The sequence below is a fragment of the Litoribacillus peritrichatus genome (genome assembly GCF_039537985.1).
Lineage (GTDB): Bacteria > Pseudomonadota > Gammaproteobacteria > Pseudomonadales > Litoribrevibacteraceae > Litoribacillus > Litoribacillus peritrichatus.
The window spans coordinates 518136-544957 of the sequence record NZ_BAABBN010000004.1; the positions used below are offsets into that span (position 1 = coordinate 518136).

Annotated in this window: 23 protein-coding genes; 14 read left to right on the forward strand and 9 right to left on the reverse strand. The window is 44.5% G+C overall.

Going from position 1 to position 26822, the window contains the following annotated elements:
- Positions 1 to 236 precede the first annotated feature (236 nt).
- Both ABD744_RS03520 and ABD744_RS03525 read left to right on the forward strand, forming a co-directional pair.
- On the forward strand, positions 237 to 1442 hold the full coding sequence (locus ABD744_RS03520) for a M48 family metalloprotease (RefSeq protein WP_344795509.1): 1206 nt from the start codon (positions 237 to 239) through the stop codon (positions 1440 to 1442).
- A gap of 430 nt (positions 1443 to 1872) precedes the next feature.
- A complete protein-coding gene (locus ABD744_RS03525; RefSeq protein WP_344795511.1) occupies positions 1873 to 2358 on the forward strand; it encodes a hypothetical protein in 486 nt (161 codons plus the stop codon).
- Positions 2359 to 2528: 170 nt separating this feature from the next.
- On the opposite strand, the gene ABD744_RS03530 is transcribed toward ABD744_RS03525, so the two are convergent.
- Positions 2529 to 3704 carry an MFS transporter gene (locus ABD744_RS03530; RefSeq protein ID WP_344795513.1) on the reverse strand — a complete coding sequence of 392 codons (1176 nt, stop codon included), beginning with the start codon at positions 3702 to 3704 and terminating at the stop codon, positions 2529 to 2531.
- A 118-nt stretch (positions 3705 to 3822) separates the two neighbouring features.
- Between ABD744_RS03530 and ABD744_RS03535 the strand changes: the two genes are divergently transcribed.
- Together ABD744_RS03535 and ABD744_RS03540 are read left to right on the forward strand one after the other, a co-directional pair.
- A complete protein-coding gene (locus ABD744_RS03535; RefSeq protein WP_344795515.1) occupies positions 3823 to 4278 on the forward strand; it encodes a hypothetical protein in 456 nt (151 codons plus the stop codon).
- 94 nt (positions 4279 to 4372) lie between these two features.
- On the forward strand, positions 4373 to 5407 hold the full coding sequence (locus tag ABD744_RS03540; protein WP_344795517.1) for an amidohydrolase family protein: 1035 nt from the start codon (positions 4373 to 4375) through the stop codon (positions 5405 to 5407).
- Positions 5408 to 5520: 113 nt separating this feature from the next.
- Here ABD744_RS03540 and ABD744_RS03545 read toward each other — a convergent pair whose 3' ends face one another.
- The gene (locus tag ABD744_RS03545; protein WP_344795519.1) at positions 5521 to 6573 is read right to left on the reverse strand and encodes a methyltransferase domain-containing protein; all 1053 of its coding nucleotides are present in this window, start codon (positions 6571 to 6573) and stop codon (positions 5521 to 5523) included.
- A 294-nt stretch (positions 6574 to 6867) separates the two neighbouring features.
- Between ABD744_RS03545 and ABD744_RS03550 the strand changes: the two genes are divergently transcribed.
- Positions 6868 to 10191 carry an EAL domain-containing protein gene (locus tag ABD744_RS03550; protein ID WP_344795520.1) on the forward strand — a complete coding sequence of 1108 codons (3324 nt, stop codon included), beginning with the start codon at positions 6868 to 6870 and terminating at the stop codon, positions 10189 to 10191.
- Between the two features lie 81 nt (positions 10192 to 10272).
- On the opposite strand, the gene ABD744_RS03555 is transcribed toward ABD744_RS03550, so the two are convergent.
- Positions 10273 to 10992 (reverse strand): nitroreductase family protein, encoded by a 720-nt coding sequence (locus tag ABD744_RS03555; RefSeq protein ID WP_344795521.1) that lies wholly within the window; start codon positions 10990 to 10992, stop codon positions 10273 to 10275.
- A gap of 269 nt (positions 10993 to 11261) precedes the next feature.
- On the opposite strand from ABD744_RS03555, the gene ABD744_RS03560 reads away from it, so the two are divergent.
- From ABD744_RS03560 to ABD744_RS03580, 5 genes are all read left to right on the forward strand, one after another.
- Positions 11262 to 11876, forward strand: coding sequence for a TetR/AcrR family transcriptional regulator (locus ABD744_RS03560; RefSeq protein WP_344795523.1), 615 nt, complete (start codon positions 11262 to 11264; stop codon positions 11874 to 11876).
- A 231-nt stretch (positions 11877 to 12107) separates the two neighbouring features.
- Entirely contained in the window at positions 12108 to 13433 is a 1326-nt protein-coding gene (locus tag ABD744_RS03565; protein ID WP_344795525.1) for an aspartate aminotransferase family protein, read from the forward strand.
- 378 nt (positions 13434 to 13811) lie between these two features.
- Complete coding sequence (locus ABD744_RS03570; protein WP_344795527.1) at positions 13812 to 14333, forward strand: (2Fe-2S)-binding protein; 522 nt, start codon at positions 13812 to 13814, stop codon at positions 14331 to 14333.
- Complete coding sequence (locus ABD744_RS03575; protein WP_344795529.1) at positions 14330 to 16537, forward strand: xanthine dehydrogenase family protein molybdopterin-binding subunit; 2208 nt, start codon at positions 14330 to 14332, stop codon at positions 16535 to 16537. Before ABD744_RS03570 ends, ABD744_RS03575 begins: the two co-directional genes overlap by 4 nt.
- A 153-nt stretch (positions 16538 to 16690) precedes the next feature.
- The gene (locus tag ABD744_RS03580; RefSeq protein WP_344795531.1) at positions 16691 to 17320 is read left to right on the forward strand and encodes a nucleotidyltransferase family protein; all 630 of its coding nucleotides are present in this window, start codon (positions 16691 to 16693) and stop codon (positions 17318 to 17320) included.
- A gap of 13 nt (positions 17321 to 17333) precedes the next feature.
- Here the strand turns inward: ABD744_RS03580 and selD are convergent, their stop codons facing one another.
- Positions 17334 to 19595, reverse strand: coding sequence for a selenide, water dikinase SelD (selD, locus tag ABD744_RS03585; protein WP_344795533.1), 2262 nt, complete (start codon positions 19593 to 19595; stop codon positions 17334 to 17336).
- Positions 19596 to 19807: 212 nt separating this feature from the next.
- On the opposite strand from selD, the gene ABD744_RS03590 reads away from it, so the two are divergent.
- The 3 genes from ABD744_RS03590 to ABD744_RS03600 all read left to right on the forward strand — a co-directional run bounded on the left by ABD744_RS03590 (position 19808) and on the right by ABD744_RS03600 (position 21818).
- A complete protein-coding gene (locus ABD744_RS03590; protein WP_344795535.1) occupies positions 19808 to 20281 on the forward strand; it encodes a type II secretion system protein in 474 nt (157 codons plus the stop codon).
- 618 nt (positions 20282 to 20899) lie between these two features.
- Positions 20900 to 21346, forward strand: coding sequence for a hypothetical protein (locus tag ABD744_RS03595; RefSeq protein ID WP_344795537.1), 447 nt, complete (start codon positions 20900 to 20902; stop codon positions 21344 to 21346).
- A gap of 79 nt (positions 21347 to 21425) precedes the next feature.
- Entirely contained in the window at positions 21426 to 21818 is a 393-nt protein-coding gene (locus tag ABD744_RS03600; protein WP_344795539.1) for a hypothetical protein, read from the forward strand.
- 362 nt (positions 21819 to 22180) lie between these two features.
- Here ABD744_RS03600 and ABD744_RS03605 read toward each other — a convergent pair whose 3' ends face one another.
- Positions 22181 to 22564, reverse strand: coding sequence for a tautomerase family protein (locus ABD744_RS03605; protein WP_344795541.1), 384 nt, complete (start codon positions 22562 to 22564; stop codon positions 22181 to 22183).
- 17 nt (positions 22565 to 22581) lie between these two features.
- A complete protein-coding gene (locus tag ABD744_RS03610; RefSeq protein WP_344795543.1) occupies positions 22582 to 23046 on the reverse strand; it encodes a hypothetical protein in 465 nt (154 codons plus the stop codon).
- Between the two features lie 142 nt (positions 23047 to 23188).
- Here ABD744_RS03610 and ABD744_RS03615 point away from each other — a divergent pair, with 142 nt between their 5' ends.
- A complete protein-coding gene (locus ABD744_RS03615) occupies positions 23189 to 23626 on the forward strand; it encodes a winged helix-turn-helix transcriptional regulator (RefSeq protein WP_344795545.1) in 438 nt (145 codons plus the stop codon).
- 37 nt (positions 23627 to 23663) lie between these two features.
- Here the strand turns inward: ABD744_RS03615 and ABD744_RS03620 are convergent, their stop codons facing one another.
- The 3 genes from ABD744_RS03620 to ABD744_RS03630 are packed head-to-tail and all read right to left on the reverse strand — an operon-like array spanning position 23664 to position 26803.
- Complete coding sequence (locus ABD744_RS03620; RefSeq protein ID WP_344795547.1) at positions 23664 to 25157, reverse strand: PhnE/PtxC family ABC transporter permease; 1494 nt, start codon at positions 25155 to 25157, stop codon at positions 23664 to 23666.
- A gap of 49 nt (positions 25158 to 25206) precedes the next feature.
- Complete coding sequence (locus tag ABD744_RS03625) at positions 25207 to 25893, reverse strand: ATP-binding cassette domain-containing protein (RefSeq protein WP_344795549.1); 687 nt, start codon at positions 25891 to 25893, stop codon at positions 25207 to 25209.
- A 37-nt stretch (positions 25894 to 25930) separates the two neighbouring features.
- Entirely contained in the window at positions 25931 to 26803 is an 873-nt protein-coding gene (locus ABD744_RS03630) for a putative selenate ABC transporter substrate-binding protein (RefSeq protein ID WP_344795551.1), read from the reverse strand.
- Positions 26804 to 26822: the final 19 nt, after the last annotated feature.

Sequence of the window (26822 nt, forward strand, 5' to 3'; positions counted from 1 at the left end):
ATATGTTCATTATTTTAGCAATGACATAGGCGATTTCAGTGGGTTTTATATGAGTATTAAACCCAACAAAAAGTATGTTATCGTTTTCCTCGTGCTGATCTTCACTTATAGCCGCCGAAAACTATATTATGGCTCTGACATTACTAACCCTCGCATTGAAGGTCAGCTCTCGTGGTGGAGTCAATATTTCTAAATACACAGTTAAGTGCCAAAAAATTACCATTAAGGAACCCTAAATGGACTTAGTATATAAGAATGAAAAACCTCTGTTTCGAATAGCTGTTGTGTTATCAGCTGTATTTTGGCTCGCACTTACTGTTGGCACGTTTGGAATGGTTTTACTGTATTTACTTCTAGGTTATATATTTTTCTTGTTTGCTCACTCTGCTTTTATATCTCACCTGAAGGGATCAGGCGTAAGAATAAGTGAAGAGCAATATCCTGATCTGCATGAAAAACTAACTCGTGGATGCAGCAAGGTAGGTCTAGATGATATCCCCGAAGCTTACTTATTAAGAACTGATTTCTTTAATGCACTAGCAACAAGGTTTTTAGGGCGGCACTTTGTCGTATTGTTTACTGATGTCGTTGATGCTTTAGAAAATCAACCTGGTGCCATTGATTTTTATATAGGGCATGAGCTAGGTCATATACATAGGAAACACTTAACGTGGAGCACTTTTATTATGCCTGCATCCGTGTTGCCGTTACTCGGTTCAGCGTTGCGAAGAGCAGAAGAGTATACTTGTGATCGCTATGGTGTTGCATGTTGTGAATCAGTAGATGATATACAAGCCGCAATTGCTGCGATTGCAGCCGGGGATACTCGATGGAAATCGATTAATGTTGATTCTTATATAAGCCAAATTTCAGATACAAGTGGTTTTTGGATGTCATTTAATGAATTGACCAGTGATTATCCGTGGTTGACTAAGCGAATGGCAACGTCCCTTGCTTTAAGTAAGGGCAGTGAAATAAAACACCCAAGACGCCATGGGCTTGCGTGGTTTCTTTCACTCTTTATACCGAGATTTGGCTCTGGCGGTATGGCCTCATTGTTAGTAACAGTGGTAATTATTGGTATCTTGGCCGCTGTTGCTATACCTGCATATCAAGATTATGTTGAGCGTGCACGATTTGAGACCGCTTATTCATCCGCGCAAGAAGTTAAAAATAAAGTTAATGAGTATGTTGTAGCCAATAATGAATGGCCGCAATCTTTGCAGTCGCTAGGCTATGCGAACGACGTAATTAATGACGCTGCAAATAATATTCAGATAGGCGTTTACAGTGATGGAGTTGTTGGCGCAAACGTTGGTATAGGTGAATCTGGCGAAGAAAAATATGTGGTTCTAAAGCCGGAAGTAATTGAAGGTGATATAACGTGGACATGTTATGGCGAAAATGTTCTTGCCTCATATTTGCCAGCACCTTGCCGGTAGGTAAAAGCAGTGATTAACAACAAATAGGTTGCGCTCAGTCGCAACCTATTTGTATTAGTTGTATGAGCCGAAAGCTCTGTGATTGGTCTTTAGTTTTCTTGAAATACATGGACACTCTAATCTAAGAAGATTCTGGCTGGTAATAGTTATTCCCCTTCCCAACCTTCAGTAAGAATATGCCTTGTCCAGCCGCTGTTTATTGGCTTCCACTGTTAACCACTTGGTCCTCAGTGGCTATAGTTTGTTGAAAAATAAGAAACCTAAATTCAAAGAAAGTACTTATGATCGTGTTAAACCACTGATTTAAGTGATAATAAATAGAAAATTGATTAAAATGTGGGTTAATAACATTAACGGATTAAATGGTTTTTTGTAGCGAGCTTGGTTGTTTTTTGCAGACTCGTTAGAAATCAATGAAAAGGAACACCCTATGAGTCGGTTTATAAATTTGTTTTTGCCTATACCTTTAGTCTTTTCTCTTTCTGGTTGTCTTGAAGATAGCAACGCTCAAACCGCTGAGAACATTTTTACTCCTGTAGAGTTTTCAGTTATTTCTCAAGGTTCTCAGTCTGATCTGTCTACGGAACAATATTTAGTCGCTAAAAATGAGGATAGGTTTAATGAAATTTGGTTGTCAGTGCCAAGTATTTCAGGGGATGTTCCTTTAGTAGATTTCGCAGAAAACAACGTTTTAACTGTGTTATCAAGTATCGGTGTTTGTTCTGGTCTTGAAGTGACCAACGTCGAGGAAAATGAGCACACAATTATATTTAATCTAACCGAGGTTGTTACTTTTGACCCGGGTCTTTGTGATCCTTCTCCAGAGGCGTTTGAGAATTTCTCGTATGCGATGATTGCGTACCCTAAGATTTTCAAAAATGTCTCTGTGGTATGGGGGTATCGAGAAGATTTCTAACTCATACAAATAAGCACCCAACCACAACTTCATTTGATTAGAACGTTTAGCAACGGCCTGGTGGTGAAGCCTGTTCTAAAGGGTGCCAGGCGGAACCGGCTCTAATCAAAAGCCCTCGGCTTCAATTCATTGTTATGGCGAATGTTTATTTCCTTTTAATGCAAAAGGACTCATCCCTTTGCAGTTGATTGTTCTCCGTGATTGTTACTTCTTATTTGCGTGGTAATAATCACAATCAAAAGTAACAGTAAGATCGGAAATGCGGCCATATTCAAGGTGTGCCAACCAAAGACATTGATTAGCCAGCCTGAGCTGAATGTTGCTAAAGAAGCAAAGCCGAAGACGATTACTTCATTTATGCCTTGGATTTTAGAGGCATTCTGCTGCATAGATAACTTCATTAACCATTGGCTGGCACCAAGAAACGCGAAGTTCCAGCCGATGCCAAGCAGTAACAAACCAAGGGTTAACAGGAACCGGTTGGTGGCGAGTAAGTTCACTGCGAGAGAGCTTATCAGCACAGTAATTCCGGCAATGATCAGCCCATGCAGACCGAGGCGGTCAATCAGCTTATTTACGAAAAATGAAGGCGCGAACATGCCAATCACATGCCATTGAATGACCCAGGCGGTGTCCGAAAACGCATAGTGTTGATGTGACATATGCAGAGGTGTCGCACTCATAATTAAAACCATGACACCGTAAGCTACTGCCGCCGTTAAAATGGCTTGCCAAAGGCCGTTTTCATAATTGATCGGTTGTTTTGAATGTTCTTTCTTGAGCGTACTTTTAGGCCACTGGATGAACAAAACTAATACTAATGCAGTGATTGAAATGGGCAGATAGGCCAAAGCAGAAGTTGAAAACGACAGGTCAAAAAAGACGTCTTTGGTCAATGCACCTAAATTGGGGCCGATGATGGCTGCAACGACACCAGAAGCCATCAACGCTGAGATAGCTAAAGATTGTTGAGATGAGGGTACTAGCTCCATCGCGGCAAAGCGATAAAAGTTGGCGCTTGCTATGGCAATGCCAAATAACACGCTACCAGCCAAAAACATTTCAAAGCTTTGGGCCTGAATAGCAAAGAAAAAAGTCAGCCCTGCGAATGCGTTGCAAACGATACCTGCTGTAAATATTGGGCCGCGCCCGATTTTTCCCATCCAAATGCTGAACGGAAAAGAACAGACCAGCATGGTCAGCATACTGATGGCTAAAGGGAGCGTTGCAAAACTCGGGTTGCCCGCTAAGTCTTTACCGAGAACGGGCGCCAATGTCAGAAACATCATGTTGCCGACCATAAAAAGAATCTGAACGCCGATCAGTAACCATAAATTTCGATTCACCTGTAAATTCCTTTTAATAGGTGGCTTTGGGAGATAGGGTATCGGGTTAATGGAAGGATAAAAAGATATTTATATATTGAGTGGGTATCTTCTTTCGGGTCTGGTTTAGGTAAATATCATGAATAAGTTACTCTTTTCGCCATTTTTATTCGCTTTAGCTTCGTGCAATGTTTTTGCTTTAAACCCAGCTGTTTCTGAAGCGCCGGATAACCAAAAGTTATTTTTGTCTGAAGCTATTGTTCAAACACCTTATTCTGCGCTGGTAAAACATACTCAAGTTGATGTGGAAGAGCATGATGAGTTCATGAGTAGGCATGTTTATTATGCGGATGTGATTGAAACAGTGCGTGGAAATATCAGAAAACGAATCAAATATTCAATGTTGGTTGAGCGTGATGAAGAACCCGTTTTAGATACATCTCCCGCAATAGTCACTCTTTGTTTTTACAATGGAGCGTATTATTGGCCTGGTACGGGTGCCCAGTTTGATGGTGAACCTGAACTCATAAGATTTGCAAAGGCTGAAGCTGAAAAGGCAGATGCAAAACAATCTGAGTTTGCCCAGTGTGATTAGGTAAAGAAAAGATCGAACTATGGCGGAACCTTTCAAAACAATATCTAATCTATAAAGTGTTATTTTGATCGCAACGTCCACAAGGAGTTTGATTTTGCCCAGTTGTTTTGTTTTTCCTAAATTCAGTGTTTATCCGTTCATAATTTCAGTGCTGTCTTTGTCATTGGCTTTACCCGGTATTGGGAATGCAAGGGAGTACAAATTTCTTGATGCTGAAATGCATTATGTTGATCCCCAGCAGCGCACTGACGGCATGGGTGCTTTGCTTGAAAATATGGAAAAGGCCGGGGTTGAAAGTGTCGTGTTAACCGGTTTTTCGATGACTAAAAAGTGGGCGGCGTCTGAACCTAAGCGACCTCGTTATTATTCCGGCGATGATGCGCCAGTGTATTGGTATTCTGCAACAGACATGCTGGTTTACGATGCAGTGAAGTCTTTGCCAGAAAAAGAACAAAAGCGTTTCTACCCTTTTATTACTGGGTTTAACCCGACGGACTTGAATGCTGTAGAGCATATAGAGCGAATGCTGGCACGAGATCCGGGTTTTTGGCAAGGCATCGGCGAAGTGTTTGGTCGGCATGATGAACTGACGGCATTAACGGAAGGGGAAAAACCGGTAGCGAACCACCCAGCATTAATGAAGGTTTATAAACTGGCGGCTGAAAAAGGTTTGCCAGTGATGTTGCACAGTAATCTGACTTCAATCCGAGAAAAAGAATTTATTTTTAAAGATGAGTTGATCGAGTCTTTGGAGCAAAACCCTGAAACTACTTTCATTTGGGCGCATGCCGGAATCAGTGCGGCGATAGATCGTCGTCAGACGGTGAAGGGGTTGCCTGAGTTTGTAAATAAACAAATGGCTGAACATCAGAATTTGAACATTTTGTTATCCTGGACACTGATAAAATACCTCTATGATGACCAAGATAAGCCAAAAAAGGTATGGCTGGATTTAGTACAGAACTACCCTGATCGATTTGTGATAGGTTCCGATAAAGTGGGTCGCTTTGGTAAGTTGAAAGAAGGAATGGATGAAATCCGGCCATTCTTGGATGCGCTTCCTGAAGACACCGCGCATAAAGTGGCCTCAACGAATATGTTGCAGTGGTTACCGGCTGCAAAGAGATAATTTCTGAAACGATTCAAGTCAAACGCACAGGCTATGGTTTCGGCTTGTTATAAGGTGTGGTTGATTTGAGCAAAAGAAAAGGAGCCGAAGCTCCTTTTTTATGTTCTTGGTTTTTAGCAACAGCCGCCACCAGAATCTGCGCTGCCTACTTCTGTGTCATCGTAAGGCAGGGAAGTTCCGCAGCCGTCAAAAATACCGTAGTGTTTGTCCCAGGTGCCGATGAACTCGAAATGTTCTTTAAAGCGGGTGTCGTTCAGCATTCGCCAGGTGTTTCCGCATACCGGGAAAACTTTACCGGTTTCAATGAAGTGATGCTTATCAAGTTCAAACGCTTCAGGGTGATGAGGAATATCGCCTTTGTAAATTACGGCCTGGCCGTAGTCTTCACAGGCAGGCTCAAGCTCCGGCAGTTTAAATAAACGATAAGTGGCGGAGAAAAACTTGATGTTGCCCAGTTTTGCTTTGATGGCATTATTGTTGATTGCCAGCGGACGGTCTTCAACTAAACGAGGGTCAAGAAAGCCACACTTTTTAGCCAGATTCTGGAAGTCATTCCAGTATAGGGCGCCACTCAGACACTCCCCATAGAGTACCGGATCACTTAATAATGCTTCAGGAACGCGTTTGTCGGAATACACATCCGAGAAGTAAATTTCGCCGCCGGGCTTCAACAGATTGTAGGCTTGCTTCAACACGGCTTCTTTATCCTGGCATAAGTTGATCACGCAGTTTGAAACAATGATGTCGAAGCTGTTTTCTTCCAGATTAAGATCTTCAAGACTTTCCAGATAACCTTTTCTGAACTCAACATTGGATGTTTTGTAGCCGTATTTATCGGCATGAAAATCAATGTGTTTGTTTGCGATGTCCAGCTGCTCGTCGGTCATATCAACACCCACTACGTAGCCATCTTCGCCGACAAGCTGAGATAGCACATAACAGTCGCGGCCAGACCCGCTGCCAAGGTCCAGAATGCGGGCGCCTTTTAACTTTTCCGGTGCTACCAAGCCACAACCATAATAGCGAGCTAAAACTTCGTCGTGTACATTGCTTAATGCGGTTTTAATGTATCGAGGTAAATCGGTGTCTGTACAACAGGCGTCGGTTTTTAGGTCATCACTGCTTTGCAGTGTTTTACCGTAATAATCTTGAACTTCCTGACGCATTCCTTACTCCGTAATGTGGCTAATTGTTATGTAATGATCCAGTAGGACAACGGAAGGTGTTATCAGTTCATTTGAGCATTACTTTTACTTCCGTTTTGAAAAACAGCTTTTGTTTTGAACAAGCTGCCTCGCTTAGGTAATATCTTCGATATTTATAACAAAAATAGCCATTTATTAGTACTTATGTCGCTCATGAGTGGGTTAATTTAGCTATATTTTTAATGGCCGTTATTTTAGCCGACGGTTTTCTTTGATGTTTTTTGTTAATAGTTTTATCAATAGTAAGGTTGTCCTTTGACAGAGTTTGTTTTTCCGAAGAAAGATGGGATCAGTTTGAAGATTTGGTGGGTGCCCATTTTCTTGAGTATCGGGTTGATTCCCCTGACTTTTTATTCGCCGTTGTTGTTCCATACTTTGGTTGAATTCTTTTCTATTTCCGTTGCAATCATTTCTTTGGTTGTGGCCTGGAATACATTTTCACTGTCTAAAAACTATTACTTAATGAGTTTGGGATTAGGCTACTTCTGGGTTGGAGTGCTTGATACCGCGCATACTTTGACTTTCAAGGGCATGCCATTCGTTCATGAGCATGACTTGAATACAACCATTAATTTGTGGGTGATTGCGCGTTATTTTGAAGCCCTTATTTTACTGAGTGTTCCTTTCATTTTTAACAAAGAATGGCCAAGAACCTGGGTTTTTATTTGTTTAGGTGTGGTTGCCACTGGTTTGATTTACGCGTCGTTCAGTGATTTTTTCCCGATAATGTTCTCTTCGGAAGCGGGCTTGACTGACACCAAAATTCTGAATGAGTGGATCATCGTGTTTTTGTTGATTGGAGCCGCTGTCAGTAATTACCGGGCGAGGGCATTGCTGGATCGGCGAACGCTGGAGCTGATACTGATATCTATTGGTTTCACCATCGCAGCGGAACTGATGTTTACGCTTTATACCGACTTGTTTGGCTTAACGCTGATTCTGGGACACTTTTTTAAACTGTTTTCTTATTGGGCAATATACATTGCATTAATAGAATCGAGTTTAAGGGAGCCCTTCAGGGCGCTTTCCCGTGGTGCAAATACGTATGATGCCGTACCGGATGAAACCGTTCTGGTTGATCGAAATGGGGTTGTACGTCAAGTGAATAAAGCAGTAAGGCGGGTGCTTGATTTATCTTCTTCAGAATGCATTGGGCGTAGCTGCCACACCCTACAGCATGCCAGCAATGTGCACTCGAATGATTGTGTGATATGTCAGGCCATTAAGCTTAATCAGCCGATTGAAAATCATACTTTTTATAACCCTTCGAATGAGCAATGGTATGAAGTGGCATTAAGCCCGGTGACGTCCCGTAATCGAACGTCAGGAATGGTGCATGTTCGCAGGAATATCACCGAAGCTAAGTTGGCCCAAGAGCGATTTGAAACCATGAACCGTTTATATACGGTGTTGAGTCATTCAAACAAAGCCATCATTGGGGCCGACTCCCGAGAAGAGATGTTTCAGCGAATTTGTGACATAGCGATCACTTACGGCGGCTTCCTGATGGCTTGGGTCGGCGTCATTAACGGCAACCGGGTTTTACCTCAGACTTCCGCCGGTGATGTTGATGGTTATCTGGAAGTGATGCGAATGATGATTGATGACTCCGAGCTGGCCAATGGTCCGGTGGGTCGTGCAGCCAAATCCGGGGAAGTTCGTTTTGTAAATGATACAGCCACAGACCCTACTTTTGTTCCCTGGCGGGATGAAGCGCAAAAAAGGGGTTATCAGGCATTAGTGGCTGTGCCTTTAAAGCTTAAAGGTGAGGTTATAGGTATTTTTACCTTGTATTCAACCATTCCTGATGTATTTGATGATCAAATGATTGAGCTGCTTACCGGTTTGGGCGTGGATCTAAGTCGAGCGATGTTCATGATCGACAAGGAGAAAAGGCGTGTTTCCATTGAGAAGAAACTGTATCAGCTGTCGCAAGCGGTCGAACAAAGTGCTAACGCCATCATCATCACCAACACCAACTCTGAAATTGAGTATGTAAACCGATCCTTCACGCAATTGACCGGGTACTCTCCTGACGAAGTGATGGGTAAGAAACCGAATATCCTGCGCAGCGGGGACACTGAACCGGAAGTGATCGAAGAAATTCAAGACGCACTGGCTGACGGACGGGAGTGGCATGGAAAAATTAAAAACCGGCGTAAAGATGGCTCTGTATATTGGTCGCAGCAATCCATCTTTGTGATTCGCGATGAGTTTGGTGAGCCGATCCAGTTTGTTTCCACCTCAGATGACCATACCGAGTTACATGAAGCCCAAGAGATGATTCAACAGCTTGCGTTTTATGATCCGCTGACTCAATTGCCCAATCGACGCTTATTGTCCGACCGTTTTGAACGGGAACTGGGTCGGGTAGACCGAAATCCGAACCTCAGTCTGGCGGTGATGTTGCTGGATCTGGATAACTTCAAAACAGTGAATGATTCTTTGGGTCATAATGTAGGTGATAGCTTACTGCAGCACGTTGCTGAGGTGTTACGAAACACGATTCGTAAAGAAGACACCGTGGCCCGGTTGGGGGGGGATGAGTTCGCCATTATTGTGAGTGCGGCTTCAATGGGCCGGGTGGTGGATATTTCGAATAGTATTATTCGTTCATTTTCTGAACGTTTGGAATTAGAGGGGCATGAAGTTACCTACGGCGCCAGCATTGGCATTTCTATGTACCCTCAGGACGCTTCGGACACCGATACTTTATTGCGGTGTGCTGATTTGGCTATGTATCACGCCAAGTCCGAAGGGAAAAATAATTTCCAGTTTTACCGTGATGACCTGAATGTCAAAGCGCACGATCGACTCTTGTTGGAAAACAGAATTCGCAGTGCTATTGAAGAGGAATACTTTCAATTGTATTACCAGCCTCAGGTGGACGTTCGAACCGGCGAACTGGTGGGGTTGGAAGCATTAATTCGTTGGATTGATCCTGAAAAAGGGGTGATTCCGCCCATTGAGTTCATTCCTTTGGCCGAAGATACCGGGATGATTGGCAAGATCGGTGACTGGGTCATAGCCAAAGCCTGTGAAGAGCTTAAAGCAATGCATGCTCAGGGGCTGCCCAACGTAAAGGTGGCCGTCAATGTGTCGCCGTACCAATTCAAGCACGGAGCGCACTTATGTGAGGTGATTGAATCGTCGCTTAAAAAATACGACTTATCGTCGGAGTACCTCTCTTTGGAGCTGACCGAAAGTATCCTGATTGAAGACATTGAGGAAACCATTCTATCGCTCAATAAATTAAAAGGGCTGAATATTACACTGGCCATCGACGACTTTGGAACAGGTTATTCCTCTTTGAGCTATCTGAAATCTTTTCCCATTGATGTGCTTAAAATTGATCAGACCTTCATACGGGATATTTTAAGTGATGAAAGCGATAAGGCGATCGTGACGGCGATTATTGCGATGGCGGATCAGTTAGGGCTTGATGTGTTGGCGGAAGGGGTGGAAACCCAGGCGCATAATGACTTCCTGATTGAGAAAGGCTGTCATTACGCTCAGGGGTATTTTTACTGTAAACCCAAGCCGCTTGATGAACTCGTTGAGTTTTGGTTAGCCCGCTAGTTTTTTCCGGGGTGTTTGATCCGGCCTCAGACTGCGCGAGCTAGATCCTTGGCCGGTTTGGGCGCTGATTTATCGCGCGGTTTATTTTGCCGGAATTTTCAGATCGGTCAGATTAATTTTATTAGGCTTATAGTCGTTCACATCGCTTTCAGTTGGGTAGCCCAAGGCTAACCCACACACCAGTTTGTAATTTTTAGGCACCGTAAAGTGTTTGTCTATGGGGGAGCGCCAAATGCCCAGTGCCCCTTGTGCGCAGGTGCCTAAGCCTTTATTTGTGGCCGATAACATTAACGATTGCATGAAAATGCCGGCATCTACCAGTGCGGTATGCTTCATGCCCGGATGAACAAACAGAAATATCGCCACAGGTGCATCAAAAAACGTAAAGTTTCGAGCCATCTGCTCGTCTCTGGCTTGTTTATCATGACGCTCAATCCCCAAAACTTTGTAAAGACCGGCACCCGTTGCGATGCGGCGCTCTTGAAACAGAGGCGGGTATTTTCCAAGAATGGGTTTGAAGTCACTGTCTGGTAGTGCATCACTGGTAATGGCTGATAGAACTTTGAGTGGCAAAGGTTGCTTTTGGATTTTATTGGACGCGTGGTATTTTGAAAGAAGCTCCTCACCAATCGCTTTGCATGTACTGCCTGTGGCAATCGCTAATTTGTAGGGTTGTGTATTGGAACTGGAGGGCGACTCAAGTGCCTCTTTTAAGATTTCATCCAGAACTTCGGTTTCAACTTCCTGATCGGAGAAGGCCCTGATGCTACGACGGCCTTTCAAAACGTTTAGAAATTCCATATATCCACCTGATTATATTTTTTAATGGTGTGTAATCTGTCGTCGTTTTCATTGTCTGTGTTAAATGATTGATATGTCAACTAATTATCTTGATACCTGATTGTTTTGTCAGGTTCGTGTATTGAGAGAACCCCGATTATATGAAGTGTGTCAAAAAGTTGGCAAAATTTATCTGAAATGTAACATTTTGTGAGCGTTTAGGTAGGGGACTCTAAACCCCTTTGTTATAGTCGCGTCCATTGCTGAGATTGCTTTGGTAGGGACCTTTTATGGAACTGGCAGAACCTAAAAACAAAAGAACAAGACTTAACCCTCAAAAGAGGCATGCTCAACTTTTACATTGTGCTGTGGTGGCCTTTGCCAATAAAGGCATTGGTCGTGCTGTTCATGCGGATGTGGCTGAATTAGCGGGAGTATCGGTTCCAACCGTATTCAACTATTTCAGAACACGAGAAGATTTGGTTGATGCCGTTTTAACAGAAGTTGAACGGTTTTATCTTGAAGTTGCAAATGCAGCACATGGAAATGATCTCAGTGCCATCGACGCGCTTTATGAGCATGGAAATCAGTTTGTGAATGCAGCGGTTGAACATCAGGAATATGTCAAAGTGTGGCTGGAGTGGACCTCTTCGTTACGTGATGATGTGTGGCCACGTTATTTATTGCTTCATAACCGGGTTATCAGCCAAATCGCCCGAACAATTCAACGAGGCATAGATTCGCAAGAGGTTAACGTGAACCTTACCGCCAGAGAGCTGGCAATGATTTTCATGGGAAGCGCGCATTCTGTGGCCATGATGGTATACGCACCAGAGAATACCCCGGACGGTATTCGGGCATTCATGCATCGGGCGGTGAAAGTATTGCTTGGTCAGCAGCCTTAAACCTTTCTGAATCAGGCCGGGCATCGACAATTTCACGGATGGTTTCGGCCTGTAGTTATCAAACACTCTTCTTTGAATATTTCTATTTGTAAATGCCCTTACTTTTCGTGGCAAATAACTGACTGGACAGGTATTATCCTCCCCAAATTTTTAATCAGTTTTGGCTTTTACCCCATCTGCATAGCTCGTCTGTAGTTTTACATTTGGCCCGATTTAGCGAGGATAAATATCATGACCGACCATCACAAGCCGCATGGCGCTGAGCTGCTTAAGGAAGCTCAGGAGCACATGCCACTCGGCGTAGCAGACAGCTATCGTTACTGGGGGCAGGAAGACACGGTTTTTGTTAAGAGTGTTAAAGGTTGTACCCTGACCGATTGTGACGGTCAGGAATTTGTTGATTTTCGTTTGGCTTACGGCCCGATTATTTTGGGCTATCGTGATCGTCGTGTGGATGAAGCTGTTATCAAGTGCATCACTGAAAGCGGCACGATTTCAGGCTTCTCGAGTGAACTGGACGCTCAGGTCATCAGTCTGGTGAAATCCTTGTGTCCGCACATTGAAAAAATGCGTTTTGCCAACTCAGGAACAGAAGCGGTGATCGGTGCTGTGCGAACGGCACGTGGCTTTACTGGTAAAAATAAAGTTGTGATTGTCGAAGGTGGTTTCCATGGTTTGTACGATGAGATGATGTGGAAGTCAGACGTCGATAATTGGAACCCTCAAACCCAGGCGGCTCCGGAAGTCATCCCTTTCGGTGCGGGTATTCCGGAAGCCTCGCGTGAGCACATTGAAATTGTTCCTTTAAACAGTTTTGAAGCCATTGATGAGGTTTTTGAGCGCGTAGGAGATGACATTGCTGCGATTGTGATTGAGCCGATCATGGGGAACTGTGGCAGCATCAGTTCCACTAAAGAATACATGCAGAAACTGCGTGATGTTTGTGATCAGTTCGGTGCCTTATTGATCATGGATGAAGTGAAAACCGGGTTCCGTGTTGCGAAAGGTGGTGTGGCAGAACTGTATGGTATCAATTCCGATTTAACCACTTACGCAAAAGCCATTGGTAATGGCTATCCGGTGGCTGCGTTTGGTGGCCGTGCGGATGTGATGAATCAAATCCGCTTTGATAAAACAGGCGTAACTCATGGCGGCACTTATACCGCAAACCTGATTGGTTTGACTGCGGCGAAAGCGACTTTGACCATCCTCAAGGAAACGGATGCGCTTGAAACGGTCAATCGCGTGGGCGGAGAAATTCGCGAACTTCTTTCCAGGGTATTCACTAAATTTGGTATCGAACACCGATTCTCTGGACCAGATGCCATGTTCGGTATTCATTTTGGAAACGAAGTGCCACAGAACTACCGGGACTGGAAAAAAACGGACAGTGCATTGTACGTTCGTTTTGCTCATAACCTGATCAAAAATGGTGTTATGTTAGAACCGGATTCACGTGAACCCTGGTTTATCTGTGAAGCGCATAAAGACATTGATCTGGAATGGCTTGAAAAAGTAGCGGTTCAGTCTATGGAAGACGCCATAAACGCTGACTAAGTGCGGTTTTTATGTAAAAAGGCGCATTAACCTGAGTTAATGCGCCTTTTTTTGTTTTGGTGCTGCTTATTTTGTATGACTGAATTTGTATTACTGAATTTGTATTACCGTTTTTGATAACCAATGGCTTACGGTCTTGGTTTAAAAGACCGTCAGGGTTTATCAAAGCACGACAATTTCTTGCCTTCATTGAATTACCGGTTCAAATAAATTCATTTAAGTGTGAATATTATTCAGTTTAATTTTTGAGATTAGAGTATAAACTCTAGCGACTTGCTGCAGGTGCAAACAGAAAGACCCATATCAAGAGGTCTGGCTTGGCAGTGTTACTGAATAATTATAAACGCGTGATGAAGTAGTTCCGTTGAGGGGATTGATATGATCGAGTTTCGTGTGAATGGCAATACACAACGATTGGACGTGGAAGGGGATACCCCCTTACTTTGGGTGCTCAGAGATACAATAGGCCTGACCGGCACCAAATTCGGGTGCGGCATGGGCTTGTGTGGTGCTTGTACCGTTCAGATGAATGGGCAGCCAATTCGTTCTTGCAGTATGCCGGTGTCGGCCATTCACGGACAGGAGATTACGACGATCGAGGGCGTAGGGACTATGGATGACCTGCACCCGGTGCAACAAGCCTGGATTGATGAAAACGTTCCCCAGTGCGGATACTGCCAGTCGGGTCAGATTATGTCTGCGACTGCGTTATTGGCTTCTAATCCAAATCCTTCCGACGATGAAATTAAACAGTACATGGCGGGTAATATATGTCGCTGTGGCACATACCCCCGAATTCAGAAAGCCATCAAGAAAGCGTCGAGAGCAATGCAGCGAACGGGTTTCGCAGAGTCGTCACCGAATTTGAATTATGAACTGGCTACGGAGGTTCAGTCATGATGGATGTTACTTTATCCCGTCGTCAGTTTTTTAAATTATCCATGACTGCAAGTGGTGGTTTGGTACTTGCGACCCAATTGTCGGCTTGTGGCACGGACACTCACTCCGGTGAAAAAAATGGCGTCTGGCATGCTGATGCCTGGGTAAAAATGGACGCCGAAGGACAGGTAAAATTTTTGTTAGACCGGGTGGAAATGGGGCAAGGAACTTACACCGGGTTGACGACCTTACTGGCCGAAGAGTTGGATATTGACCCTTCTTTGATCGAAGTCCAGTTTGCACCGGCAGACACCCGCTATCGAAACCCTGACTATGGCTTACAAATCACCGGCGGCAGTAACAGCCTTTCCTCGAGCTGGGATCAAATCCGGCAATCCGGTGCTGCCGTTCGCGCTGTGATGACTCAAGCGGCAGGCCGAGTTTGGCAAGTGGCTCCGGAAGAATGTTCTACCATGGACGGAAGGGTGGTGCATGCCGCCACTCAACGCAGTTTAAACTATTCAGATTTGTATGCGGTCGCAGTGAAAGAATCTGTCCCGAATTCCCTAACCTTGAAAGATCCAGCGGACTTCAAATACATAGGAAAGCATAACCAACGACTGGATGCGCCGTTAAAATCCACAGGAACCGCTGACTTTGGTATTGATACGGTTGTGCCTGGTATGGCGTTCGCCGTGGTGAGTCGGTGTCCGGTTATTGGAGGTTCGGTGAAGCACTTTGATGCGACTGCTGCATTGGCATCTGCTGGCGTTAAGCAAGTGGTAGAGATTACCAGTGGGATTGCAGTCATCGCTGACAGTTATTGGCAGGCGCGTAAGGGGTTGAATGCCTTGTCGGTCGAGTGGGATGAAGGCGAAAATGCTTCACTGTCTACTCAAGCTGTGTTCGAGCAATATAAGCAAATGGCCGACCAGGACGAGGGCGATTCACGTCGGGACGAGGGTGATATTGAGTCGGCACTGTCAAATGGTGATTTGGTGATCAGTGCTGAGTATCAGGCCCCGTTTTTAGCGCACGCGACGATGGAGCCTCAGAACTGTGTTGCGCATGTTCAGGCTGATCGCTGCGATATTTGGGCGCCAACTCAAGGCCCGGATGTTGCGCAAGTGGCTGCGGCCAAAGTGACCGATTTATCGTTGGATCAAATATTTGTTCATACTACCTTCATCGGTGGTGGGTTTGGCCGTCGGCTGAGTCAGGACTTTGTGGCGGAAGCGGCGGAGATTTCAGCCAAAACGGGTTTACCGATTAAGCTGATTTGGTCTCGGGAAGATGATACTCAACACGATATTTATCGACCGGCTTCTTACCACCGGCTTAAAGCCGCCGTTTCGGCGGATGGCAAATTGACGGGCTGGCAGCATCAGCTGGTTTGTCCGAAAATTCTGAGCTGGTACGTTTGGGATGCAGCCCCCGCTCAATTCCCCTGGGCGCCTAAGTTCATGTACAACACACTGGCCAACGCGGGCATCGCAGGCGAGGGCGTATTAGCGCCTGAAGATCACTCGCCTTTTGAAGGCGCTGAGTCTTACCCGTATGCCGTAGAGAGTGTTGATGTTCGTTATACTCATGCAGATGCCGGAGTCCCTGTGTCTTACTGGCGGTCGGTAGGTCATTCACAAAATGCGTTTGTGGTTGAGGGTTTCATGAATGAGATGGCTCATGCTGCTAAGCAGGACCCGTATCAATTTCGTCGTAATTTGCTGAAAGATAACGCTCAGGCGGTGGCCGTGCTGGATAAGGTGGTGGCATTGGCGAATTGGGGGAAAGCCCCGAAAGGTGTTCATCAAGGGTTAGCGCTTCATTACAGTTTTGGCTCTTGGGTGGCGCAGGTCGTTGAAGTGGCTGTGGAAGGCACCCAATATCAGGTTAACCGAGTGTATTGCGTAATTGATTGCGGCTTGGCTGTGAACCCGGATATTGTCCACTCGCAGATGGAAAGCGGTGTTATTTTCGCTCTGACGGCTGCTAAGTATGGTCAGATAGACATCGAGCAAGGTCGGGTTAAGCAAAGTAACTTTCATGATTATCAAATGCTTAGGATGAATGAGTGTCCTGAAATTGTGATTGATATCATACCAAGCGCTCAACCACCCAAAGGTGTTGGTGAGCCTGGTGTGCCGCCTTTGGCTCCTGCTCTGGCCGATGCTCTATTTTCTGCAACGGGTAAGCGATTACGTGAGCTGCCTTTGAGTTTATCGTGATAAAACAGAGTATCATTGCCTTGACTCCTGGCCGGTATTCATAAGCCGGTCAGGTGATTAATTAAAGCATTATCCGAATGACTTAAAGCAAGTTAACATCCGGTAATTAAAGTTAGTATAAGTGAGTAGTAATCTACTCATGAGGGTTTTCCTGTGTCACAACCAATCCTTTCAAAAAACACCGGCGTGTTATTGCTTGCCGCAGGTCAGTCCAAACGTTTTGGCAGCCAAAAACTGATGTACCCTATCAAAATGGACTCTCAGCGGCCTGAAAAGCCGATGGTGGGCTGGACAATCGAGAATATCCTATCAGTAACGGATCAATTGGTTGTGGTGGTAGATCCAACTAAAAGTTATTTGGTTGAGTACCTCAAGAAACTGAACGTTGATTACGTATTGAATGAACAGGCTGAACAGGGGCTGGGGATGTCTTTGTCATCAGGCATTCAAGCTGTTACGGATCGTTGGCAAACAACCATGGTTGCGCTGGGCGATATGCCTTTTATCGAACCGGAGACTTACGCAAGTTTATTGTCGGAATCTCGTAAAAATGCCATTACTCTTCCGGTTGTGAATTTAGGTGGTGGTGATATACGACGAGGGAACCCGGTGGTATTTGGCGAACAGTTTTATTCCGCGCTGATGGGGTTGAATACAGATCAGGGCGGTAAAGAAATTATCCATCAACATCAGGACCGAGTGTTAGAGGTTGATGTACCTGATCAAGGGGTGTTGAGAGACATCGATCAGCGCAGCGATTTAGTGAATCTGATGTCCGCTTAGTTGTTGTTCATTTTTATTTAACAGTTACCACGCCTTGCTCCGGCAGGGGTGTGATCTTGCCGATGATTCGGCTCTGGCTGTATCCGGCTTGATGTAAGGCGGATAATGCCTGTTCTGCACCATCTGCATCTATAGCAACAAGCAGCCCACCGCTGGTTTGAGGGTCAAATATTAACGGATATTGCTTGTGTTGTTGCACTTCTTGCTGGTTACTGATGGCCCTTCTCAGACGAACATTTTGAGGTTGTAGACTGCTGCTATAGCCTTTTTCAAATAGCTCTAACGCACCTTCTAACACGGGTAAATGGCTGAGCGTCAGTTCCGCACCCAGCCCAGAACCTCTTAACATTTCTACTAAGTGACCTAATACGCCGAAACCGGTAATGTCGGTGCAGGCAGAAGCGTTCAACTGGTAAAGAATCTGAGCTGCTTTTTGGTTGCTTTGAAGCATCGTGTTTAATGCTGCTTCCACCCAGACGCCTTTGGCCTGGTGGCGCATGTCTGCGGCGAAAATTACTCCGGTTCCCAACGCTTTGGTGGCAATGATCACTTGGTTTGGTTTTACACCGGTTTTGGTTAATGCTGAATGTTTGCTAATTAAGCCATTAATGTTAAAGCCCAGAGATAATTGGCTGCCTTCGGCGGTGTGGCCACCCACTAATTGGCAATTTGCCTCGTTCAATGCTTGGGTGGCGCCGGCCATTAGCTGCTTGATTTCTGAAATGGTATGTTGCTCAGAGCCATAAGGAACAATCACCGATGCGAGGGCTGAAACAGGGTCTGCTCCCATCGCAAAACAATCGCTTAATGCATGTTGCGTGGCTATCTGACCGAATAAATACGGGTCATCAATAAATGAACGGAACTGATCTATGGTCTGAACCAGGTGTTTGATTTCAGGGACTTCGATGATGGCGGCATCGTCGGGTGCGTCCAAGCCGAGAATGACTTCTTTGCGTTGTACTGTTGTTATGCTTTCTAATGCCTGATGCAGCACATCTGCCCCCACTTTGGCGCCGCAACCCCCGCAGCGCATGGCTAGGTCTGAGATGTCTTTTTGTGTTTCTTGTGACAATAATTGCGCCAACACATCTGGCAGTGCCTTTGATGAAGGATCAGAAGGCATATTGTCTGGCAGTTGTTGAAGCATAGTCATGAACTTTCGATCAATTCGGTCTTTCCAATGCCAGACCCACTCACCACTGATGGTGATGCCCGATTTTGTTCCCAGAGCTGTTTTATCGCCACAGGCCAGAAGGCTTAAAAAATCCCCCTGCGGCCGGTAACTCTTGAGTGGCTTTTCCAGCAGTAAAGACGAAATGTTGTGGAACAAAGAATCCGCCATACGAACGGCGTAAACTCCGGCCTTAGGGAGCGGCTTATGGTCGAAGTGGGCGACATCACCAGCGGCAAATACATTGTCAAAATCCAGGCTTTGCAGTGTGGGTTTGATACGAATAAAACCTTGTTCGCTGAGTTTTAAACCGGTGTTTTTCAACCAGTTTGCACCTTTCGCCTGAGTACACCAGAAGGTTATGTCAGAAGGGCAACTCTGACCTGTCTTAGAAATAATCTCATTGTGTTTGAGTTCGACAACGTCAAAATTTGAGATGAACTCAACCTGGTTGTGTTGAAGTATTTGACTGAGTTTCTTCTGAAGACGCTTTGGGTAACCGGAAATCAGTTGGCTGCCACGGGCGATGAGCTGAAACTTCAGATTTGAGGGCAGGTTAAGTTGTCTCAGTTTGTAAGACATGGCCAAAATCAGTTCAATTCCGCCTGCACCATTACCCACGACGGACAGCGTTAACGGGGCATGGTCGGTTTGTTTTTCGATCAGTGAGGTTATTAATGTTTCCCAACGACGATGAAACTGGTCAATGGGCTTGACCGGTGTTGAAAACGCCTCAGCCCCTTTTACTGATAGATCTGGCGTTGATCCGGTATCAAAGGAAATGATGTCGTAATTCAGGCTGGGTCTGTCCATCAGCAGGACTTGATTCTGCTCAGGCTGAAGACCTTCAACGCGGCCCTGAATAAAGCGAACCTTAGCGTAGCGACAGAGTTTGACCAAATCAATGTGGGTTTCATCAAAGCTGTAGTGACCTGCGACCAAGCCAGGAAGCATGCCTGAATAGGGGGTCATCACCTGAGGTGAAATCAGTGTTAAACGTACTCCCGGAATGGGGTTCATAGCCCACTGATTGATGACTAATGCATGGCTGTGCCCGCCGCCTACTAATACGACTTCCTTGACGATGGGGGTATCTTGCATTGTCTTCCTTAATGATGTGAACAGAGCGTCTTTATGAAGGCTTTAATACGAGGGATTCTAACACGGATTGACGAATGGCCCATTCTTTCTGACTGGACTCCGGATACAAAAATACAACTTCTGAAACTGACATACGAACCTGTATCCATATAATGCTCAATTATTTAGACTTGAAGTACTATCAGGTTTGTTTTCTGAAGTTAGGTGTCTTAGTGAATAATGTAGTCTCTGTAGTAAGAAATGAGTCGGGTTTTACTTTAATTGAGTTGGTCATGGTTATTGTAATTCTTGGCGTGTTAAGTGCCTTTGCTCTACCTCGATTTGCTGATCTTTCAAGTTCTGCCAAAATAGCAACTCTTCAGGGAATCGAAGGTTCTATGCGGGCCACAATCAGTATCATTCGAAGTAAAGCTTACGTTAATGGATTATCAATAACGTCATCAAACCCCGGGGATCAGTCGGCCTATATTATTGAAACCGAAGCAGGGACATCAGAAGTTGACTGGCGTAATTTATGCCCTGAAAGTCAGGCGGAATTGGGTGATGCGCTAAGCATGATAGACCACATTGATTTAAGTGAGTCAGGTGGATTAACTAAGATAGTTAATAACCAATATACCAGAATTGGCTATGATATTCGGGGGTCGGGGCCCCCCCACAGCCAACGGTTGTTATATAACTTATGATTCGTTTGGAGATCCGGATTGCGAAGTGAAAATCATTATTAAAGATTGTTAGTGTGTTCTGATTACCGTATTTTGACCACATCCGGATACCATAAACTGGCCAAATAGGCGCATTCAACATTATTTACCTGGATCAGGTAGTTCTATAAACAATCAGCTGATCCTTTTTAGCTCTCAATGATCGTTGTCTTCTTTTGCCCCAAAGACGACCATTAACTGACTGCTAACGGCGTCTGGTGTCACGTTGATAGCAGACTTTGTTGCTCGCTCGTTTTCAACGATAATCTAGAGGGCTTTCACGGCCTTGACCCTTGCCTAAGATCATGGTTGTGAATAGGTTTTGTTACAGTTTTATGAAAAAGTCCGCTTTCCCATCGTCTTTTTTGGTCGACTTATTCCATCCTATTGAAATTAAAAAAATGTTTGAGGCATTAGTAACGCACGGTTTAAATATACGAAAAAAAACGCTTTGTTCATTGAGGAATTTCATAGGAATTTCTTAAAAGCCTTGGTACAGTTGGACCGAGACAAATTTTGGAAAAAGTAGATAAAGTAATGGACGGACCGGTAGGGTCCGTCGATTAAACTGTTATGTCCCTACTGGGGTAGCAATGGCATATGCGTGAAGTGTTAATTTTTGGCGATGGACAGTTAGATCGTGGAGCCCTCAAATGTCACTATACTGAGACAGGTTGGAAACCAGAGTGGGCGGATCTCAGTTATTTTATTTATGAATGTTCATTTGAATACTTTTTGGACAAAGTTGGTGAATATTTAGATGAGCGGTTAACTGAAGAAAGAAAAGATTACGGTACAGGTGAACCTGACTTTTCTGAAGGAGTCACTCCTCTATTAGCAGAGTTAGATTTCCCAAACCTAGAGCAATTAATTACTGACTTTCCTAGTGTAGCATCCAGTTACATTAGAAGCTGGTTTTTCAACGATACAATTTCATACCTAATGCCCTCCGATGAGAAGCCTAAAGGTGAGTATTTAGTTTATCAACTTGAAGATATAGTTTTCTGTAAATCAAAAGTATATGTGTATGGTATGGCCAGAAAATAACCAGCGGTTGAATTGGGATGTCAATTACTACGCAATTGCGACCCATTAACCGAACGTTAGCCTCAATTTTGAGAGTCATATGTATAAGCTTAGATATGTGCTGTTTTTCTCCTATTTAACTTTTACGATAGGTTCCCATGCTGACAATTGTGTTCCTTACAATTGCGCGGAAGAAAACCCCTCACATTGTTCAATGACAATCTATGCTCCTAAAGGACATAAAGTAAAGATTACAGAAGCGACGGCAAAAAATGGAAGCGCATGGCAACAAGAAAAAATAGCGGAACTACTTGATATTGGGAAAATATATACAGTAGAAAGAACCATTGTGGATAGGTCAAGCACGGCTGTGATCCTGTCCGAGGTCAAAGATATTCGGTTTAATAGTGTTAACTTTGTGGATGTTTGTGTCTTACCGGAAAATATCAAAGAAAGTCATCCCGACTGGATTAGATATAATGCAAAAAAATAGGCTAACAAAAACATTAAAATGATGTAAAAATTTGCACGTTTTTTGTTGGCGTTCAACATGTCTGCTTTGACAACCAAAGCAGAAGCATTCCTCAAGCAACCCTAATGACAGCTATGGCGTAGATGCAGACAATTTATTTTCTAGAAAGGATAGTTTTTGAGAAAGTCTGGCCAACTTATGAGTTCAAGAACATAGCGCACTTTGGCTGACTTATAGCTTGGAACGTTTGATCTATTTAGAAAGTAATATTTGTAAATAGATCAAAACTGAATGGACTGCGACGTTGATGAATTGCTTTCCAATTGAGTAACTTAACCCCAAGATCCTTCTAAACTTTAATATTCTTGGGGTATTCATGAGTTTTAATGGGTTGATAGTTGCTCATACCATTCATCTTCTTCTCCTGGTTGAGGCATGATCTCCCCGCCTTCAATAACCCATTTTGCTGGCACATCCAGCAATACGGATTCTATTTTGTGACGTTCACTGTTTAGTGCGTTGGCAATGGCTGAACATATTTTTTCAGTTAACTCGGCCTTTACTTCTTGAGTTCTGCCGCTTCGAATGGAGCCTGTTACATGGGCATCAAACTGTTTGGGGAGGCTCACTCCAAAAGAAAACACGACTTGGACAAAGTCCGCCGGGGCACCGGTCAGCTGGCAATGAATTTCAGTAATAGCACAGACAATTTCGTTCTTATGTTGTGGGGACAAATTGGTCTTGGTAGAAACTGTATACAAGGGCATAAGAGACTCCGAAAATTTTAAAGGTTAATACTACTTTCTAACCGACCGACCTGAATTTTTGATCGTATCAATCGAGTAATAATCTTGGCCATCATTAAAGGACGCTTAAGAGATGAGACTCTTTGTTGATTGGTTTTCATAAACTGGTCTGCCAAAGACTGGTCGGCGGCACTGATGACGACCTGGTCTTTTTTATAACCACTAAGGGTTACCCAGGATTCCAGTAAGGAATATAAGAACACAGAGCGTTTAGCTTGATCCGTATTATCCGGAACCGGAGCAAGCATGGTTGGATTAGAGGAGGGTTTACCTGCAACATAAGCCTGTCCTTCAGGAAAAGACATCCAGAGGATTTTTATGCGAGTGGATGTTCCGAAGACGTCCTGATAATTCTTTAGGAACTCGTTTTCTAATTGGTCTTTTTGTTGGTTTGATAATTTGGCTTCCATCACAGAACAAACCACGGTGAATGATTGATTCATAAATACCCTTAATAAGTTCTAATTTGGAACTTATTTAATATTAATTAGTTCTCTTTTGCAACTATTGATAGAATGAGTGAATTGAATTATTGGAAGGTTTGGTGGTTTTAAATCGAAAACTCATTTTAGGGAGTGTCTTTAAGTGTCTGAATTAGATATAGAAAAACATGTTAATTGCGGTATTGAGCAGGCATTAAAAATTTTTGGTGATCGTTGGAGTTTATTGGTGATTCGAAATGTGTTGATGGGAATTAATAGATTTGATTCTTTACAGGATGGTTTGGACATCTCCAGAAACATTTTGACTCGAAGGCTTAATGACCTTGAGGAGGAAGGCTTATTGGTGAAGACCCCAATAAAAAAGGGGGCGAAACGTATGATGTACAACCCCACAGCCAAGTGCCTTGCATTGGTTCCGGTTTTGATTGCTATGATTGATTGGAGTAAAAACTGGTCTTTGGATAAAGAAAAAAAATGGTCCAGTGTCGTTGATCGTTCAACAAATGAAGAAGTACATATTGCGATTGTTGATGAGAACCAACAACCGGTTCCCATGAGCAATCTTAAATTACGCTTTTAGTATGCTAATCGTCAGATAATACAGCACTGGCAGGCTGTTAGAGAGACTCAGGGCGGTGTTGAATGTGCAAACGGGTTCGGCTCCAGGTGGCAATCTGATCCACCAGAATATTTAACAGCGCGGCCACCAGAATTAATAATATGGCCCGGTCGAAACGAATTTCTTCAAAGGCAGAGTCGATGTAAAAGCCCAGAGTCGGAATGCCTAAAATGCCTAAAATAGCGGTTTCCCGCATGATCACTTCCCATCGGTAAAGCAAGAAAGCCAAAAACTGTCGGTATATGCGCGGTAAAATTTCAAAGAAGTATCGATTAAGACCAGAAGATGCATCGTCTCTGAGTTTGATGGACTGGCTGTACAGCCCAATCAAGTGGGCGACAATGGCTCCGTTATGAAGTGCTAATGCCAGTATGCCTGGTAACATTGAAGGGCCGAAAATCAATAGTCCTATAAACGCTAACAGGTACTCGGGCGTAGAGCGTGCGACTACCAGTACGGTATTGCCGCTGGCACGACCCAGTTTGTTAAGGAAATGATGTGAAATCCACGGGAACAATATCAATGATATTACGCCGGTGAATATCAACGAAATCTGGCTTAACACTACCGTGTTCAGAATGCCTGGCATGATTTCATTATGCCAACGATGTGCTCCCCAGCTTCCGAGAGCGTGCAGTTTTTCTGTGAGGGTTAAATCCGGTTGTTTTAATGGCGCAGGTACTATGTCTTCCGTGATGAACCGCATTAATAGTGACCAATCCCCATAGCTTGACCATGGCAATAACCAGAAGGAGGCCAACACATACAGGGGGATCAATTTGGATTTAAGCCAAAAACGCGATGTCCCGATCAGCAAGAAAAACACATAAAGTATCGCGGCCCCTTGATCGTACATTCCTTGTTTATAAAAGGTTTCCATGTGAAAGCCCAGCGTGGGCAAGCCGATGAAACCCAGGATGGCGCTGGAGCGAATGCCGCACTCTAACCGATAACAGGTATACGTTTTAATGTGTTTCCAGGCCAGTGGCAGGCGAATAAACAAAGTACTGTTGAGCGTCTTGGTGTTCTTAACGATGGCATTGAGTGGCTTGTGGTCGACCTCACTCAACAGTTCACCAAATATTTTTGCAAAGATGCCTGTGTAAGGGATTGCAATGGCCAGGACGCCGGTGGCGGAGCTGAGGCCGGTGATTTGAATGAATATCAGTGCCCAGAAAATTTCGTGAATGGCACGGATAAACGCACTGAATTGACGAACGATGGTTTTTTGATAAAACAGGGCCAACAGCAGGCCGAAGATTACCCCAAGCATGACACCCTGAAACGCAAAAGCCAGGGTTTTCCCTAAGGCTTCTAATAGCAGGGCAGGGTTGCTGAAATCCGGGGTCAGAAAGCCGTAGCCGATTTGACCTAATTCAGTCCAGGGATCTAATGTGTTGATGTTCAGGTTTGCAAATGGCAGACAAATCAGAGCGCTGACTGCAAATAAGAGCGAGACACGGCGATATTTTGCGGCGCTGTTATCCGGCACTTTAATCATCCCAAACCACAATCAACGGTTGGTTGATGTTGAGGCATGATTAATACAACCTCATCAGGTCATCGGGCGTCAGCTCGGTGGTGGCTTGATCGATTTCGATCTGTCCGTCTTTTAAACCAATGATCCGGGTTGCAAAACTGAAGGCTAGATTCACGTCGTGCAATGCAATGATGGCAGTTTCGTGCGCTGACAGTATGTGATCGAGCAGACGTTTCGCTTGCAGTTCATCTACGGCCGATAAGGGTTCATCACCCAGAAATACATCCGATTGTTGATACAGAGCTCGGCCAAGTGCAACCCGTTGCTGTTGGCCGCCTGATAGCTGATCTACTGAGTTCTGGAGCAGGTTTGCGATTTCCAGCTGCTGGGCAACGGCCTGAATATCCAGTTTGATTTCGTTGCTGGGCCGAATCAAATGAAATAGGTTTGTTATCCAGGAATACTGATTTAACTTACCCATGTAAATGTTATGTAACACACTGAGCATGGGAACCAGCCCGGGGTCTTGTGGGCACCAAGCCGGTTCTTTCAATGAAGATCTTAAATGCCTTAATAAGGTCGATTTACCGCAGCCGCTTTTCCCAACCAAGGCAATTCTTTCACCCGCCTGGATGGTGAGGTTGAGGTCAGAAAGCACGGGTTGTGCTTTCTTTCCTGAAGCGTAACTGAGCTGCTCGTTTTCGATGGAAACGATGGGCAGCAGTTGTTCATTGGTGACCGAACTCATCTTCACTTAACCCTGAAGCTTTAAATTCATTCGCTTATTAATCCATTAAGCCAATGGATTGAGCTGTGGTTTTGATCGGCGCGTAATCTTCGTTGCTTGCCGGAACAAACTTAGTGCGCGGAAAGCTATCAAGCAGTGCTTTATCTGTCATGTTGAGCAGCGCTTCGGTGATTTTAGCCGTTAAACCTTGGCCATATTCAGTGTCTACGTCGCCACGAATGGTCCACTGGTAATCCGGGTAGGTCGGGGTTTGCCAAATAACTTTTACTTTATTCGTATCGATTTTGCCTTGGCTGAGTTCTTTTTCCCAAACTTTAAAGTTAACGGCGCCCACTTCGTAGGAACCTGCCTGAACCAAAGCAATGGTGCGGCTATGATCGCCACTGAAACCTACTTCAGAAAAAGCAGTATTGGGTGCTTTTTTCAGATGCTCGCGGATGTAAAATTCTGGCATCAGGCGACCTGACGTTGATCCCTTCGAACCAAAGGTGAAACGCTTACCAGCGATAGTCTGCGGAAATGCCTCAGAACTTTGCAAGCCAGTTGATTGGTGAGCGATAAAATACGTGACGAAGAACTGGTCTTCATAGCCTTGTGCAATGGCTTTACTGTCCGGTACCAGGTTTCTGGCTTTAACCCCAGAGAGACCGCCGAACCATGCAAGCTGAACCTGATTGTTGCGAAACGCAGTAACAGCGGCAGAGTAACTTTTTACCGGAATGTAATTAACTTCAATGCCGGTTTTCTCAGACAGGTAGGTGGCGATTTTGCCGAAACGTTCCTTCAGTTGGGTTTCATCCTGATCAGGAATCGCAGTAAACGTAAACGTCTCTTTTGCATTGGCTGTGGTTGTGAATAAAGCGGACAGCAACAGGCCTGAGGCCAGAATGAATTGGCTAATGAGTCTCATGAAATTTCTCTTATTATCG

What these genes read in the sequence shown, in the direction of transcription:
- ABD744_RS03630 (WP_344795551.1), bottom strand. Translation starts at nt 26,803, where the DNA reads ATGAGACTCATTAGCCAATTCATTCTGGCCTCAGGCCTGTTGCTGTCC.
- ABD744_RS03610 (WP_344795543.1), bottom strand. Translation starts at nt 23,046, where the DNA reads ATGAATCAATCATTCACCGTGGTTTGTTCTGTGATGGAAGCCAAATTA.
- ABD744_RS03625 (WP_344795549.1), bottom strand. Translation starts at nt 25,893, where the DNA reads ATGAGTTCGGTCACCAATGAACAACTGCTGCCCATCGTTTCCATCGAA.
- ABD744_RS03575 (WP_344795529.1), top strand. Translation starts at nt 14,330, where the DNA reads ATGATGGATGTTACTTTATCCCGTCGTCAGTTTTTTAAATTATCCATG.
- selD (WP_344795533.1), bottom strand. Translation starts at nt 19,595, where the DNA reads ATGCAAGATACCCCCATCGTCAAGGAAGTCGTATTAGTAGGCGGCGGG.
- ABD744_RS03570 (WP_344795527.1), top strand. Translation starts at nt 13,812, where the DNA reads ATGATCGAGTTTCGTGTGAATGGCAATACACAACGATTGGACGTGGAA.
- ABD744_RS03560 (WP_344795523.1), top strand. Translation starts at nt 11,262, where the DNA reads ATGGAACTGGCAGAACCTAAAAACAAAAGAACAAGACTTAACCCTCAA.
- ABD744_RS03525 (WP_344795511.1), top strand. Translation starts at nt 1,873, where the DNA reads ATGAGTCGGTTTATAAATTTGTTTTTGCCTATACCTTTAGTCTTTTCT.
- ABD744_RS03520 (WP_344795509.1), top strand. Translation starts at nt 237, where the DNA reads ATGGACTTAGTATATAAGAATGAAAAACCTCTGTTTCGAATAGCTGTT.
- ABD744_RS03545 (WP_344795519.1), bottom strand. Translation starts at nt 6,573, where the DNA reads ATGCGTCAGGAAGTTCAAGATTATTACGGTAAAACACTGCAAAGCAGT.
- ABD744_RS03555 (WP_344795521.1), bottom strand. Translation starts at nt 10,992, where the DNA reads ATGGAATTTCTAAACGTTTTGAAAGGCCGTCGTAGCATCAGGGCCTTC.
- ABD744_RS03605 (WP_344795541.1), bottom strand. Translation starts at nt 22,564, where the DNA reads ATGCCCTTGTATACAGTTTCTACCAAGACCAATTTGTCCCCACAACAT.
- ABD744_RS03595 (WP_344795537.1), top strand. Translation starts at nt 20,900, where the DNA reads ATGCGTGAAGTGTTAATTTTTGGCGATGGACAGTTAGATCGTGGAGCC.
- ABD744_RS03535 (WP_344795515.1), top strand. Translation starts at nt 3,823, where the DNA reads ATGAATAAGTTACTCTTTTCGCCATTTTTATTCGCTTTAGCTTCGTGC.
- ABD744_RS03600 (WP_344795539.1), top strand. Translation starts at nt 21,426, where the DNA reads ATGTATAAGCTTAGATATGTGCTGTTTTTCTCCTATTTAACTTTTACG.
- ABD744_RS03565 (WP_344795525.1), top strand. Translation starts at nt 12,108, where the DNA reads ATGACCGACCATCACAAGCCGCATGGCGCTGAGCTGCTTAAGGAAGCT.